At 64.1% G+C, this 14,061-nt stretch carries 11 protein-coding genes and 1 tRNA gene; 4 read left to right on the top strand and 8 right to left on the bottom strand.

Translation table 11 applies throughout. The features are described 5' to 3' along the window. Positions 1 to 8: 8 nt before the first annotated feature. Both ettA and ssb read right to left on the bottom strand, forming a co-directional pair. Positions 9 to 1,682, bottom strand: coding sequence for an energy-dependent translational throttle protein EttA (gene ettA, locus M2432_RS22265; protein WP_280829012.1), 1,674 nt, complete (start codon positions 1,680 to 1,682; stop codon positions 9 to 11). A 191-nt stretch (positions 1,683 to 1,873) separates the two neighbouring features. Continuing rightward, positions 1,874 to 2,329 (bottom strand): single-stranded DNA-binding protein, encoded by a 456-nt coding sequence (gene ssb, locus M2432_RS22260; RefSeq protein WP_280829011.1) that lies wholly within the window; start codon positions 2,327 to 2,329, stop codon positions 1,874 to 1,876. A gap of 47 nt (positions 2,330 to 2,376) precedes the next feature. Here ssb and atzF point away from each other — a divergent pair, with 47 nt between their 5' ends. Continuing rightward, positions 2,377 to 4,122 (top strand): allophanate hydrolase, encoded by a 1,746-nt coding sequence (gene atzF / locus M2432_RS22255; protein ID WP_280829059.1) that lies wholly within the window; start codon positions 2,377 to 2,379, stop codon positions 4,120 to 4,122. A gap of 51 nt (positions 4,123 to 4,173) precedes the next feature. Here atzF and M2432_RS22250 read toward each other — a convergent pair whose 3' ends face one another. Genes M2432_RS22250 through M2432_RS22240 form a run of 3 tightly spaced genes read right to left on the bottom strand, consistent with a single transcriptional unit; the run spans position 4,174 to position 9,586 of the window. Then, entirely contained in the window at positions 4,174 to 6,522 is a 2,349-nt protein-coding gene (locus M2432_RS22250; protein WP_280829010.1) for a glycerol-3-phosphate 1-O-acyltransferase, read from the bottom strand. Beyond that, positions 6,519 to 8,117, bottom strand: coding sequence for an HAD-IB family hydrolase (locus tag M2432_RS22245; RefSeq protein WP_280829009.1), 1,599 nt, complete (start codon positions 8,115 to 8,117; stop codon positions 6,519 to 6,521). The genes M2432_RS22250 and M2432_RS22245 overlap by 4 nt, the downstream gene beginning before the upstream one ends. Further along, positions 8,114 to 9,586: a wax ester/triacylglycerol synthase family O-acyltransferase gene (locus M2432_RS22240; protein WP_280829008.1), complete on the bottom strand. Its 1,473-nt coding sequence runs from the start codon at positions 9,584 to 9,586 to the stop codon at positions 8,114 to 8,116. Before M2432_RS22240 ends, M2432_RS22245 begins: the two co-directional genes overlap by 4 nt. Before the next feature lie 283 nt (positions 9,587 to 9,869). On the opposite strand from M2432_RS22240, the gene M2432_RS22235 reads away from it, so the two are divergent. The 3 genes from M2432_RS22235 (at position 9,870) to M2432_RS22225 (ending at position 11,491) form a co-directional block, all read left to right on the top strand. Then, positions 9,870 to 9,945 (top strand) — tRNA-Arg (locus M2432_RS22235). A gap of 967 nt (positions 9,946 to 10,912) precedes the next feature. After that, positions 10,913 to 11,314: a hypothetical protein gene (locus tag M2432_RS22230; protein WP_280829007.1), complete on the top strand. Its 402-nt coding sequence runs from the start codon at positions 10,913 to 10,915 to the stop codon at positions 11,312 to 11,314. 51 nt (positions 11,315 to 11,365) lie between these two features. Then, positions 11,366 to 11,491, top strand: a complete 126-nt coding sequence (locus M2432_RS22225) for a hypothetical protein (RefSeq protein WP_280829006.1) — start codon at positions 11,366 to 11,368, stop codon at positions 11,489 to 11,491. Between the two features lie 186 nt (positions 11,492 to 11,677). Here the strand turns inward: M2432_RS22225 and M2432_RS22220 are convergent, their stop codons facing one another. The 3 genes from M2432_RS22220 to M2432_RS22210 all read right to left on the bottom strand — a co-directional run bounded on the left by M2432_RS22220 (position 11,678) and on the right by M2432_RS22210 (position 14,059). Beyond that, positions 11,678 to 12,049 (bottom strand): hypothetical protein, encoded by a 372-nt coding sequence (locus M2432_RS22220; protein ID WP_280829005.1) that lies wholly within the window; start codon positions 12,047 to 12,049, stop codon positions 11,678 to 11,680. 298 nt (positions 12,050 to 12,347) lie between these two features. After that, a complete protein-coding gene (locus M2432_RS22215) occupies positions 12,348 to 13,646 on the bottom strand; it encodes a histidine kinase (protein ID WP_280829004.1) in 1,299 nt (432 codons plus the stop codon). Beyond that, on the bottom strand, positions 13,628 to 14,059 hold the full coding sequence (locus M2432_RS22210; protein WP_280829003.1) for a response regulator transcription factor: 432 nt from the start codon (positions 14,057 to 14,059) through the stop codon (positions 13,628 to 13,630). Before M2432_RS22210 ends, M2432_RS22215 begins: the two co-directional genes overlap by 19 nt. Positions 14,060 to 14,061: the final 2 nt, after the last annotated feature.

Here is a 14,061-nt window from a genome sequence, read left to right as displayed (position 1 = left end):
GTGCGACGTTAGTCGCGCGTCAGCTTGCGGTGGGTCACTCTGTGCGGACGGGCGGCTTCGATGCCAAGTCGTTCCACTTTGTTCTCTTCATAGGCGCCGAAGTTGCCTTCGAACCAGAACCACTTGGCTTCGTTGTCGTCGTCACCCTCCCAGGCCAGGATGTGGGTGCAGGTGCGGTCCAGGAACCACCGGTCGTGGCTGATCACCACAGCGCAGCCGGGGAACTGCTCGAGTGCGTTCTCCAGCGAAGACAGAGTCTCGACGTCCAGGTCGTTGGTCGGCTCGTCGAGCAGGATCAGGTTGCCGCCCTCTTTGAGGGTCAGCGCCAGGTTCAGCCGGTTGCGCTCACCACCGGACAGCACCCCGGCCGGCTTCTGCTGGTCGGGGCCCTTGAAACCGAACGCGCTGACGTAGGCGCGGGACGGGATCTCGTTCTGGCCGACCTCGATGTAGTCCAGCTTGTCCGAGACGACCTCCCAGACCGTCTTCTTCGGGTCGATGCCGGCGCGGCTCTGGTCGACGTAGGACAGCTTGACGGTGTCGCCGACCTTGACCGTGCCGCTGTCGGGTTCCTCCAGGCCGACGATGGTCTTGAACAGCGTGGTCTTGCCGACGCCGTTGGGCCCGATGACGCCGACGATGCCGTTGCGCGGCAGCGTGAACGACAGGTCCTTGATCAGGGGCCGGCCGTTGAAGCCCTTGTCCAGGTGGTCGACCTCGACCACGACATTGCCCAGTCGCGGCGGGGTCGGGATCTGGATCTCCTCGAAGTCGAGCTTCCGAGTCTTCTCGGCCTCTGCGACCATCTCCTCGTAGCGACCGAGGCGGGCCTTGTTCTTGGCCTGCCGCGCCTTGGCGCCGGAGCGCACCCAGGCGAGCTCGTCCTTGAGGCGCTTCTGCAGCTTCTGGTCCTTCTTGCCTTGGACCTCGAGTCGCTCGGCCTTCTTCTCCAGGTAGGTCGAGTAGTTGCCCTCGTACGGGTAGGCGCGACCGCGGTCGAGCTCGAGGATCCACTCGGCAACGTTGTCCAGGAAGTAGCGGTCGTGGGTGACGGCCAGGATGGCGCCCTTGTACTCGGCGAGGTGCTGCTCGAGCCACAGCACGCTCTCAGCGTCCAGGTGGTTGGTGGGCTCGTCGAGCAACAGCAGGTCAGGCTTGCTCAGCAGCAGCTTGCACAGCGCGACGCGGCGGCGCTCACCACCGGAAAGGTTTGTGACTGGATCGTCCGGCGGCGGGCAGCGCAGCGCGTCCATGGCCTGCTCCAGCTGAGAGTCGATGTCCCAGGCGTCGGCGGCGTCGAGCTCCTCCTGGAGCTTGCCCATCTCCTCCATGAGCTCATCGGAGTAATCGGTCGCCATCAGCTCGGCGACCTCGTTGTACCGGTTGAGCTTGGCCTTGATCGGCACACCGTCTTCGACGTTCTCCCGGACGGTCTTGGTCTCGTCGAGGTGCGGCTCCTGCATCAGGATGCCGACGCTGGCGCCGGGCGCCAGGAACGCGTCGCCGTTGTTGGCCTGGTCGATGCCGGCCATGATCTTCAGCACACTCGACTTACCGGCACCGTTGGGACCGACGACGCCGATCTTGGCGCCGGGCAGGAAGTTCAGCGTGACATCGTCGAGGATGACCTTGTCGCCGTGCGCCTTACGAACCTTGCGCATCGTGTAGATGAATTCGGCCATGCCGTCGTCGTCCTTTTCCTTGGCTGGTGCTCTGGGCTGCTGGTCGGGCGCGGACCCGCGAAACGGTCGGAGTGTGCACCCGCGAAAAACTCGCTAACCATCCTAGGCAAGGAACAAAATCGCCCGGCCATGGTGTCCCGAGCCGACAGCTCGACGTCGGGGCGCCGTGATCGAGCGCCCCGACCACGCCGCTACGCCGAAAGTGCCAGATCACCGGAATCCGAGTGCTCTGACTGCTGGTCCTGAGGCGAAACCTCCGCCTCGGGCTGAGGCTCAGCCGCCGGTTCTGGCCGCCGCGGCACCTCTACCTTGACCCGACAGCGGGTCATATCGGGGCCGACCGACGTCGCCCGGACCTCCATCGAGGACCGGCGATTGCCCTCTTTGTCCAGGTACTCGTTGGTGTGGATGTAACCGACGACCACCACCGGGTCGCCCTTGAACAACCTGCCGGCCACCCCGTCGGCGACCCGACCCCAGCAGTTGACCGTGACGTAGAGCGAGTTACCTGGTTCCCAGGTGCCGTCGGCGGTGCGCCTGCGCGAATTGCTGGCCACCCGGAAGCGGACGAAATTCTGCTCACCCACCCGGCGCGGGACCACCTCGGTCACGACATTGCCGACCACGGTGAAGGGCGTCTCAAACATGTGCTTCTCCATTCATTTCCTCGGTGCCGGCGACTTTGATTCAGCGGATGCCGGCCTGTGGGTCCATTGACCCGTCGGGCACCGACAAAGCCGGTGCGCATGGCTCAGCGGCAGTTGAAGCTGTGGATGAAACGCGCACTGTGGATAAGCAGTCCGTAGGTTGTTACGCCATGACCGTCTGGATCACCCTCCGCACCGAGGCCGATATCGACGCCGACCTGATGCGTAGCCGCACCGAGGCGGGTTCGCTCGCCGGAATCCGCCTGGCCGTCAAGGACAACGTGGATGCCGCGGGCCTGCCCACCACCGCCGCGTGCCCGGAGTACGCCTACCAGCCCGCCGCCGACGCGGCCGCCGTGGCTGCCCTCAAGTCGGCAGGCGCGGTGGTGGTCGGCAAGACCAACCTCGACCAGTTCGCCACTGGGCTCGTCGGCACGCGCTCGCCCTACGGCGCGGTATCCGACAGCCGCCGACCCGAATACATCAGCGGCGGTTCGAGCTCTGGTTCGGCCGTCGCGGTAGCCACCGGGGATGCCGACATCGCCATCGGTACCGACACCGCCGGCTCGGGCCGGGTGCCGGCCGGCTTGCAGGGCATCGTCGGAATCAAGCCGACCGTGGGGGTCATCAGTACCCAGGGCGTGGTCCCGGCGTGCGAATCCTATGACTGTGTAACGATTTTCGCCCGCGATCTGGAACTGGCCAACCGCGCCATGGCCGCCATGGCGGCCGCCGGCGACCGCCGGTGGCCGGCAGACACCCGGCTCGCCGCCCCGCCTAACCCAGTGGTTGCGGTGCCGTCGTCACTGCCCGAACTAGACGAGCACTTCCAAGCCGCGTTCCACGCCGCCGTCGACACCCTGGTCGCCGACGGGGTGCGCATCGTGACGGTGGACATCGAACCGTTCCTGACTGCCGCCAAGTTGCTCTACAACGGCGGTCTGGTCAGCGAAAGATACGCCGCGGTAGGCGAATTCATCGACGGCAACCCCGATGCCGCCCTGGATCCGACGGTGGCACGCATCGTCACAGCGGCCCGGGACGTGCCTGCCCACCAACTGATCGCCGACCGCCGCGAGGTCCAGCGGCTGCGTTCGATCGCCATGGCGCAACTCGACGGCGTCGACGCCCTGCTGGTGCCCACCGCACCGTTCCACCCACTCATAGATGAGGTCAACGCCGACCCGGTGGGGGTCAACTCCCGGATGGGCACGTACACGAACTTCTGCAACCTATTCGACATGTGCGCCGTCGCCGTACCCACTGGGACGGCGGGCGACTCGCAGTTCGGCGTCACCGTGCTGGCTCGGGCATTCGAGGATGCGGTGGCCCTCGACATCGCAGCCATTGCCGCCAAAACTGAAGCACCGCAACAGGCTTGGCCGCTGGCTGCCGCCGATACCACCGAGCTGGTGGTGTTCGGCGCGCACCTGCGCGGCGGCGCGCTGGTACATCAGCTGACTGATGTGGGTGCCCGGTGGGGCGGCGAGATCACCACCGCACCGCACTACCGGATGACCCGACTGACCTCGTCGCCGCCGAAGCCGATCGTCAGCCGGGTCGCCGACGGCACCGAGGGCGTCGGGCTCAAAGGTCAGATTTGGCAGTTGTCCCCGGCGGCGCTGGGCCGATTCCTGGCTGCGCTGCCTGCACCGATGCAGTTGGGCAAGGTCGAGTTCGACGACGGTAGCTGGCGTACGGCGTTCGGTGGCGGCATCGCGCCCGCTGACAGCGGCGTTGACATCAGCGGATACGGCGGCTGGGAGGCCGCTATCGCGGCGGGCGCCGTCTAGCAGTGATTTCGGCGCGCTCCGTATCGGTCAGCGAGACGGAACGCGCCCAAATCACGAGCCCTTGAGCGCCTTGGCGCGCTCACGTTCGCGTTGCCTGAACTCCTGACGGCCGATCGTGTCGACGGTGTCCATATCGGCCAGAATGCCGCGCAATTCAGCGAGAAATGCCTCACGGCGGGCAGCCAGGTCCGGGGCGGGCTCCAACAGCTTCTGATCAGCGACCACCTGGCGAGCGGTGGCAAACAGCAGCGCCGACACCGACTCATTACTGCGAATCCGGCCCTGTGCGACGTATTGCTGGCCCACGCCGAGGGCGAGCTTGGTCAGTTCCTTCTCACCGATTTCGGCTGGTGCACCACGCAATACGTCTGCCACTAGCTCGTACGCCTCGAAGAAGGGGCGCAACATGGCCCCACAGATCAGTGGTCGCTTGAGCCGCAGCATGGCGTAGATCGCTTCGCCGCCCTCGGCCAGCTTCTGCTCCCAATCGTCCTGCCACGACATCTCTTCGGCAATGTGCTCACGGAATGCCGACGAGTCGGCGAAGTAGAAGTCGAACTTGAGCAGATCACGCAGCCGCATCGCCTGGCACCAAAAGGCCTCCACCGGGTCGGTTTTCGCCTTGGCGGCATGCCCCAGCGCCAACTCCACGATCGATGTCTCCAGGAACGCATCAATCGTCGTGTTCCGGTAGAACGCCGCCTCGTGTTCATTCTGCGGCGCGATGTACCACACCGGTTCCCGGCCGCCGTCCACCCTCGTGACCGGGTGCCCGCCGGACATGGCATCGACCGCCGCACGTACTCCATCTGCGGTGCGCAACCGCAGCGCACTGTTGGTCATCGGAGTCTGTTTGCGCTCAAGGTAATCCAGTGCATCCTGCAGATTGCTGTGCAGCTGGGCCAACGTCAGCGCCAAGCCCCGCGTGGTCAGCAGCAACGCCGACACCAACGCCGTCGCATTGACCGGGGTGGCCCGCAGAATGCGCCAGGCCACCTCGAACGCAGTCTTCTGCAGCGCAAGACGTTTGACGGCTGGATCGGTAACGATGTCGCCGTGCGGCGGCCCCAGGTACTCGCGCATCGAGACCGCCTCGGGGAACCGGACGTAGATCTTGCCGAAGTTGCGCTCGCCCTGGGCCTTGATGAAGTTGTACAGCCAAGTCAAGCCCTCGGGCGTCTTCTCCCCGCCACGGGCGTACGCCGCGTACTCGGCCGTCTCGTGCAACTGATCGAAGCTGATCGAAACCGGTTGCAATAGGATGTCGTCACTGCGGCCGTCGAGGTAGGCATCGGCGACATAGGACAGCAGACCGAGCTTGGGCGGCAACATCTTTCCGGTTCGCGACCGGGTTCCCTCAATGGACCAGTTCAGGTTGAACCGCTTCTGCACGATGTAGCCGACGTACTCCTTGAGCACGTACTTGTACAGCGGGTCTCCGCTGATGTTGCGCCGGATGAAGATGACCCCGGAGTGCCGAAACAGCGGACCCATCAGACCAAATGACAGGTTGATGCCGGCGAAGGTGTAGACGGGCGGCAGTCGGTTCTCCTGCATGGCCACCGGCACGATCACCCCGTCGAGGTACGACCGATGCGAGAACAGCAGCACCGCCGGATGCGTTTCCAATGCATGCCGCATGGTCTCGACCTGCTCGCGGTTGTAGTCCACGTTCGGGTCGAACCCCCGGCTGAAGATCGCGCGGCCGAAAGTGGGGATCAGGTCAACCGAGAAGCGACTCCATCCGGTGGACAGCTCATCGAGCATCTCCCCGGCCTTCTCGACCGTTGCGCCCGGAATCTTCGCCAGCCCTTCACGGAACCGCGCCGATGCCAGCACCTCGGGTTTGACCAGCCGCGGCGACTTGTACTCCGGACCGAGCAGACGCAACTCCACCCGTTCGATCGCCAGGATCGCGCGACGAACCACGAATCTGGCGAATTCCCGGGGATTTTCGGCAACCGTGGTCTCCTGCCATTGATGCCGCAACTGTGCGACGGTGGCCGGCTCACCGGCCACCACGCGGGCCCGGGTCGGGTCCTTTTGCAGGATGCGACGCTGCAGAAATTCCGGCGGACGGTAGGTGTCACGACCGGAGACCAGCGACACCACCTTGAAGCGGTTCTGCAGACCGCCGGGGACCCAGAACACCCGTACCGGCACGACTGAGCGCTGCTCGTCGGCGCCCAGTAGTTCGACCAGGCGAGCCAATGTCCCTACCGACGGCGGACCCTCGGTGGGTAGCCGCAGCACCTCCAGCCGGGTATCGGGATGCTCTCGCCGCTGGGTCTGCAGCCAGTCGTTGAGCAGTTCCCACTCCGCGGGTGAACCGACCGCCGCGAGCACCAGGGCGTCGTCGGTGGGGTTGAAGCTGGCCAGATCGTCCGCCGGGTGCTTCACCGCCGCCCCTTTACACCGTGCGTCACGCCGCCGCTGGCCTCTGGTGAATCATCTTTGGTCGCTCGATGTTTCGCCGTTCGGCGCCGAGGCTTGGGGTGGGCGGCATATAGCGGATGCTCGGGCAGCTCGCCGTGGGGCCAATCTCGCAACGTGTCGAGGAACAATTGGCGCACTTGCTCGATATGGTCGGGCAGATCCTCCAGCGTCCAGTCCTCCACGGAGATCGGCGGAAACACCGCCACATCGACCGTGCCGGGATGGAAGGTCGACGACTCACGCGCGGCGATCACCTCGGCGTTACGAATGACGATGGGCACGATGGGGACTCCGGTGGCCATCGCCATGCGGAACGCCCCCTTCTTGAACGGACCCACCTCGGTGGTATCCAGCCGGGTTCCCTCGGGGGCTATCACGATCGAAAGGCCTTTGCGGGCAAGTTCTTCCATCTTGTGCAGCCCCTCGATGGCGGCCTCGGGATCATCCCGGTCGATGAACGCCGCGTCCATTACCTTGCCGATGGTGCCGAGTATCAGATTGCTCTCCAACTCTTTCTTGCCCACCGAGGTGAAGTTGTCACCGACCAGCGCCGCGGCAATCATTGGGTCCGCCTGGTTGCGGTGGTTGAAGATGAATACCGCCGGTCGTTGCGCCCGAAGGTTTTCCGCGCCGATGACGTTGAGTTTGATACCCAACGTCGCCATCAACACCTTGCCGTACATCGAGGTGAAGAAGTTGACGCCGGTGCGTCGGTTCCTGGTGAGCAGGCCGACACCGAGGGACGTGGCAGCCACCGGCGCGAAGGTGGCGATGCCGGCGATGGTCCGTAGTTGGGCGATCGGGCTGCTGCCGCTGCGGCTGGAGAATTTCAACACCGGCCAACCACGTTTGGCCGCAACCGATTCCAGCTTTCCTGCGGGGTTGGTGGGGCGCGGGTTGCCCACCAGGTACATCAACGCGACATCCTCGTCGCCGTCAGCGTAGAAGTAGCTCTTGGAGAGGCCAACGCTATTTTGAGCGGCGAAAGCCTGTGCGGCGTTCGCCTTTCCGGGCCCCCAAAGGATCGGCTTGGCCACCTCGCCGGTGATCAGGCCGTCCTCGTCGGTCTCGAACTTGTTGCACAGCACGTTCTCGATGCCCAGGAATCTGGCGACCGGCTCTACCTGCACGGTCAGCGCCGAAGAGCTCAGTACGACGGTGTGCCCGCGCGACATGTGGGCCCGAACCAGCTCGCGCATCTCCGGGTAGATCCGCTTCTGAATGTGCTGGTTGAAAAGGCGCTCCCCCAGTTCGTCCAGATCGCTGAGCGAATTGCCCCGCAGCATCCGGGCGCCGCTGCCGATCAGATCCTCGAACTCCGAACGCCCCAACTGATGGTTGAGGCCGGCTTGCACCATGCCGATGAACTCACCGACGCTCATCTGGCCGCGGCGCAGTCGGTCCGAGGTCATGATCACGCCGGTAAAGCCGGCCACCAGCGTGCCGTCCATGTCGAAGAAGGCTCCGATCTGCGGCCCCTTGGGGCAGGCCAGGATTTCGGCCACCGATCCGGGCAGCCGGGCGTTGCGGAATTCTTCGTCCGAGTCCTCTGAACTCATTGTGTGACACCCCCATTGGCGGCAGCTTCGGTCTCAGCCTCGAAGGTCACCGGGATTGCCCGACCAGGACCGCCGAGCGCCAGAATCTCGTTGAAACCGTCCAGCAGGCAACGCGCCCAAAGCTCCTCGTCGTCGATCGCCGCCCGGTCATAGCGCGTACTTACGGTCACCCAACCACCACGGGAGATCAGCACAGCCATCATCGCCACCCCGGGTAGCGGCCCGATTCCGTAGTGCCGCAACACTTTCGCTCCGGCGATATACGTGTCACCAGGGTAACCGGGAACATTGCTGGCCTGGACGTCGGAGTTCACCACCGACCCGGCCATCGATTCCAGCACATTGTCAGGCACCAGGGTCAGCAACGGAGCGACGACACCGACCACCTCGATGGCGCGTTCCTCACGCTTACGAGTCATCTGGGCTCGCACCCTGTGCATCCGCTTGACCGGGTCGACCACTCCAATCGGTGCGGCAATGTTGACCCCCGCAAACCTGTTGCCGCCGGCCGGATCTGAGTCGGAACGAACATTGACCGGTACCGCCATCGGTAGTGTCGCCACGGGAATGCCCTTGGCCTCGTGGTAGCGGCGCAACGCCCCGCAGACCGCTGCCAGATAGGCGTCGTTGATCGAGCCTTCGCCAGCCTTTGACGCCTTGTGCAGGTCACTGAACTTGATGTCGATCGCCTCGCTGCGCGATGCGAGGCTGCGCCGCCGTAGCACCGGTGAGGCCGGCGCTGCCGGAGTCATCACCCGGCGGCTCGACAAGGCGTAGTCGATAACCCCGCTGACCGTGCTGAGCGGATCGCGCACTGCACGGCCGACCAACCCGGCAGCCCCGACCGCGGCACCGAGCAGATTGTTTGCGATGCCTTGCGGCAGGCGACTGATCCCTTGGCGCATAAGCTCATCCGGCGAGAGATCCTCGGGGATCGGCAGCGGCGCCTCGGCCCGCGGTTCCGGATCCCGCTCCAAGTCATAGAGATGGGCGAACATCTCTATGCTGCCGACGCCGTCGGTGACGGCGTGGCTCATGTGCAACATGGTCGCCGCCTTGCCGTCGGCCAGACCTTCCACCAGGGTCGCGGTCCACAGCGGCCGGGAGATGTCCAGCGGCGATTGCAGTGCCAGTTCGGCAAGATCGAGCACCTCGCGCAGGGTTCCGGCACCGGGTGCCCGTACCCGGCGGACGTGAAAGTCGAGGTTGAAGTCGGGGTCGACCACCCAGCGCGGCGCCGCCGTCGGCAAGGTGGGCATGACGACCTTCTGCCGCAGCCGGATTGCCTTGCGCGATGCCTGTTCGAACTGGGCGCGGAACCGCTCCCAATCCGGGGTGGTGTCCAGCAACTCGATGCCCATGATGCCCGACCGGGTTCGCGGATTGGCTTCGCCCCGGTGCATCAATTGATCGAAGGCACTCAGTTCCTCGGGCAACCCGGATGTCTCAAAGTCCGGCACATCGCTCATCGCCTGTCGATCTCCTCACCGTGGTCGCCAAGTTCAGATTCCCCACGCTAGTCCGCAGACCGTGCCCACGGGGCGCAAAACACCTGTTGCCGTGACCACTGTGAGTTTGCGCCGGGAGGCGGCAGGTGCACCCGTTTACGGCGAAGTTCCATCTCTGCTGTCGGGGTGAATCTCGGGCGGCAGGATTCTGAATTCGGCGGCATCCAGCACTCCCCACCTCTGGCCGTTCTTGCTGGAGTGACTCGGAGGGTCCGGTTACGACTTCAGTTAGGGTGAGTGCGCTGCCCCCGTAGCTCAGCGGATAGAGCAACCGCCTTCTAAGCGGTTGGTCGCAGGTTCGATCCCTGCCGGGGGCGCCAGGTTGACGGCAATGTTTGTCGGGCTGCGGCGCTACCCTGATTGATGTGTTGCTGGCCGCTGTTGTGATAGGTCTCGTGATGCTCACGTTCATGCGCGACGACTATCCCGAGGGTTTGTGGTGGTCGGACTACTATCACCGCGAGGATTGAAATAGCCCACAGACAGTCATAACTGCTGCTGCTGCTTCTCGTTTGGTGATGGCCACGTCCCTGAGACTCGCTGGTTGACGGTCGTTCGAGCGTGCGCCGCGACCGGCGAATTGAGTACCCGGCTACTCGTGCCCTGACAGCCGATTTGTGGCCATTCTGAGGCATGGTGAAGTCGATCCAGGCGCGTGCTGATGCGCCAACCGGTATCAGGCGCGGTCGCGGTGGGGCGTCGGCTGGGCGAATGCGAACTCGGATGCTCAGAGCAGCGGTATGTGTCGGACTCGTGTTTTTCGCAACTGGGTGTGGAACCGACAATGCGTCGGCGCCGTCAAGGTCTCCGCTATCAACGGTTACGGCCTCGGCCAGCCCCACCACAGCTGAACCAATCCCACCCGCGGCACCGGTTCAGCCACTTGGTCCGACTGCCGACGGGCGTCTCGACGCGCCGGTGATCACCCGTCAACATCCGGCATCAAAAGACGCCAGGCTTCCAGTCCCGGCAGATAGAGGGCCTGGTGGCCCACCTTCAAGCGGCTGGCCTGGCGCGCCCGCGGATTCGGGCGCGGCGGATGCGGTCAACTGGGGCCGGATTCAGCAGCAACAGGCGGGTCTTATTGCCGCGAAGGCAGAGTGGCATCGACCTGATGAGTTGGCCGTAGAACGAACAGATCTCATCGGTTTGACGATTGGCGATACCCCAGAACTGAATCAGAGCGTAAACGCAGTGCTGCCGGGCACAATCACGACACCTGCCGGAACGATTCACGTCGGCCCGACTACGACAGCAGAACTCTCGGCAAGCTCTGACGATGCCATCGTGACGCCCAATATCGCTCGCAACGCCTCCACCGACCGCGACATCGCTCTGCTCTGGAGTTGGCAGATCACCCCGAAGAGGCCGATCGATGAACTTGTCTTGACCGCTCATGTACAGGTTCCACTCGACGGCGGTGGATCGTTGAACACCGATATTCCGCTGCGGATTCATGTGAAGCGGACGTTCGGTTACACGGTCGGGCAAATCTTCCACAGCTGGGCGACATGGTCTGCGATCGTTACCGCCGCTGCCGCAGGTGTGGGTTGGTTGGTCCGTAGGCGAAGGCGAGATCAAAGCCCTGGCGCCCACCCCGAATCAGCGCAGGCGCCGGCACACCATGGCAATGAGGACACTCAGCCCGCTCGGGCTGAAGATGCAAAGGTACCGCCCGAATCGAACTGAAATACTTGCTGATCTGAGGATCGAACGCCACTGCGAGTTAAGGTCCGGAATATGATTGACAAGCCCGAAGCTCCTGAGGTGGCTGAAGGGACGGACTTCCACCTCGAAGCACTCGAGCTGGCCCGCGAGGCCGGCTCGTTCTCGTTCAAAGTGTTCGAATATCGCGGTAAGAATTAGGGTTGCACGCCGAAAGCGAACGGTGCAATTTGCAGCAACTGTTCCGCGGAAACACGATAATTCGGAGCTGCCAATACGCCGAGGCCGTTTAAAGGAAGTGACCCCGGACCTGTATTCAGGTCCGGGGTCATCCAGTCGGGGGAACATCGCGGCGGTCATGCCGCGGCGGCGGCAAGGCACGTGGCCTCACAGTCGGCTCATCTCCCGCGCCATGCGCGCATCCTCCAGGTAGCCGTGTTCACGGCGCGGCCCGGGTGACCCGGCAACTGCATCAAAGAATTGGCCAACGATGTCGAGGTGCATTGCGTGCAACCACCGGTGGTGTGGCTGCACCTCGGCGACGCTGGGCTCGGCGGGAGTCGACGGCACCGGAACCGGCTGGACGACCGTCCGCGGGTTGCGCAGCGGCACCAGCCCGGGAATCTCCACCCGCACCCACGGGGTTTGCGGCCCGGCATACACTCGGTCCGATTCGTCCGGGTCCGGCGTGTATAACGTCGAAGTTTCTGGGATGTAACGAGTTTCGCCCTGTGGCGAATCGAACTTCAGAGTTTTCATAACCGTTCCTTTCCAGTTGAGTGGGCATCACTGCCATCAGATATGTTGTGTTGCAACAAATTCCGGCGATCTGCTCTGGCTTGTTCCGGTTAACCATCAACCGACACCACAATCTTCTGAAAACGGGCCAGCAGTCGACAGCCTGCGAACACCACAGTTCGTGGTAGTGCCTGCACCCCCGCCACCACAGAGGCGCCGAACCACCGAGACAGACGCCGCCGAAAACGACATCGGCGCGAACGAAACATGGCCTGCAGGTTGATGATTCGAGATTTGCTAGTGCTACGACCCGACAGCGTCAGCCGGCGTCGGCACCGACCACAGCATGCACCCGAGTGCCATGCCCGAGCGCGGAGTCGATGCTCAGCTGCCCACCGATGGCGGACAGCCGATCGCTCATATTGGTCAAGCCCATCCCCGATGTCACCGAACCGAATCCACCTCCGGTGTCAGTAACCGTCAGTGTGAGCACACCGGCATCAGCACGACAGTCAACGGTGACCTCGGTTTCCGGACCACCGTGCTTGGCGGCGTTCTGGACAGCCTCACTGCAGCAGAAGTACAGCGCTGCCTCCACCGGCGCCGGGTATCGCTCGACGCCATCCAAATTCACCTGCACCGGAATCGGAGCGCGTGAAGCGATCGCTGGCAGTGCACCGGCCAGCCCGCCGCTTACCAGCAGCGGTGGGTACAAACCGTGCGCCAGCCGGCGCATCTCCGCTATCGCGGCGTCTATCAACCCAGACGCCTCGACCAGCAGGGACTGACTATGCGCAGGTTCGGCCCGGCGCGCGAGTTGGATGTGCACCGCCAGCGCGACAAGATGCTGCTGGGCTCCGTCATGCAAGTCGCGCTCGAACCGGCGCCGCTCCTCGTCGGCTGCGGTGATAACCCGATTCCGCGACGCTTCCAGCTGTTCGGCACGTTCGGCCAATTGCGCCTCCGAGGTGCGCAGCGCGGCGGCGTTGTTCCACACGATCACCAGAATGTGCAGGGCGTTGACCGGCACGGCCGAGATGATGAAAGCCGTTTCGATCCAGGCAGGTACGTGACCCATTCCGTTCGTCACACTCACAAACCGGGCCAGCGCAACCAGCACCAGTACACAGCTGGCGGTGATCAGTGCGAAGGCGAAGCCGTGTCGCAATCGGATGTACGGCTCAGCGAAGACGACCGGCACCAGGGCAACCAGCACCATCACGGGCAGCAGATTGGGAGCGATCGGCGTGATCAACGAGACGGCGACCCAGTTGCCCACGCAGACCAGGATGATCGATGTTTGGTACCGCTGTCGTCGGGCCAGCCGTAAGGCGACGACGAGCACGACACATTGACCAGCGCACACCGCGATCAGCGCGAGCAGCCACGGCGATCGCCAATAGGTGAGGTACTCCCAAGCCGGCAGTACGACGCCGGAGCCGAAGTACATGGCCAGGTGTCCGGACAGAAACAGTTGGAATCGTTCAGTGGCCAGGCTGTAGATGAGGTCGTGCCCGAGCACCGACGACGACCGCGACGCCGCGGACAGCAGCACCGTGGGCGCTCGCCAGAATGGGAGCGGTTTGACTGGGGCCTGGGTCAGCCGACTGCTTGCCATAGCCGGGCCAACAGATCGGGGCTGAGGTATTCCTTGTGTAGGTAGGCGATGGCGCCACAGTTGGCGGCCGTCGGAGGCAGGTCTTCGAACGGGTAGGTCGACATCAGCACCACCAGCAGGCCCGGATGCCCCACGCAGAGCCGGCGAGCGGCCTCGATACCGCCTATCCCCGGCATGTGAATGTCCATCAGCACAATGCCGGCCTCATAGTCGGGAATCCGCTCGATCGCCGATTCACCGGTCTCGAACTCCCCGGCCATCACGAATCCCTCGGAGGCAGATAACGTCGCCGCAGTCGCGAGGCGGAACGCAGGTTGATCATCAACCACCCAGACCCGCACCCAGTCCGGATCCGGCTCACCGTCGGTGATTTCGGAGCTGGACCCATCATCGCGAACCCCTAAGGTCCCCACCG

It is taken from the genome of Mycobacterium sp. OTB74 (genome assembly GCF_029892685.1).
GTDB lineage: Bacteria > Actinomycetota > Actinomycetes > Mycobacteriales > Mycobacteriaceae > Mycobacterium.
Note: the sequence above shows the minus strand (reverse complement) of the source record. Positions and strands in the feature narration are given on the sequence as shown.

Coding starts and splice junctions, on each gene's coding strand:
- ettA (WP_280829012.1), bottom strand. CDS start 1,682: ATGGCCGAATTCATCTACACGATGCGCAAGGTTCGTAAGGCGCACGGC.
- ssb (WP_280829011.1), bottom strand. CDS start 2,329: ATGTTTGAGACGCCCTTCACCGTGGTCGGCAATGTCGTGACCGAGGTG.
- atzF (WP_280829059.1), top strand. CDS start 2,377: ATGCCGGCCTGTGGGTCCATTGACCCGTCGGGCACCGACAAAGCCGGT.
- M2432_RS22245 (WP_280829009.1), bottom strand. CDS start 8,117: ATGAGTTCAGAGGACTCGGACGAAGAATTCCGCAACGCCCGGCTGCCC.
- M2432_RS22240 (WP_280829008.1), bottom strand. CDS start 9,586: ATGAGCGATGTGCCGGACTTTGAGACATCCGGGTTGCCCGAGGAACTG.
- M2432_RS22225 (WP_280829006.1), top strand. CDS start 11,366: ATGATTGACAAGCCCGAAGCTCCTGAGGTGGCTGAAGGGACGGACTTC.
- M2432_RS22220 (WP_280829005.1), bottom strand. CDS start 12,049: ATGAAAACTCTGAAGTTCGATTCGCCACAGGGCGAAACTCGTTACATC.
- M2432_RS22215 (WP_280829004.1), bottom strand. CDS start 13,646: ATGGCAAGCAGTCGGCTGACCCAGGCCCCAGTCAAACCGCTCCCATTC.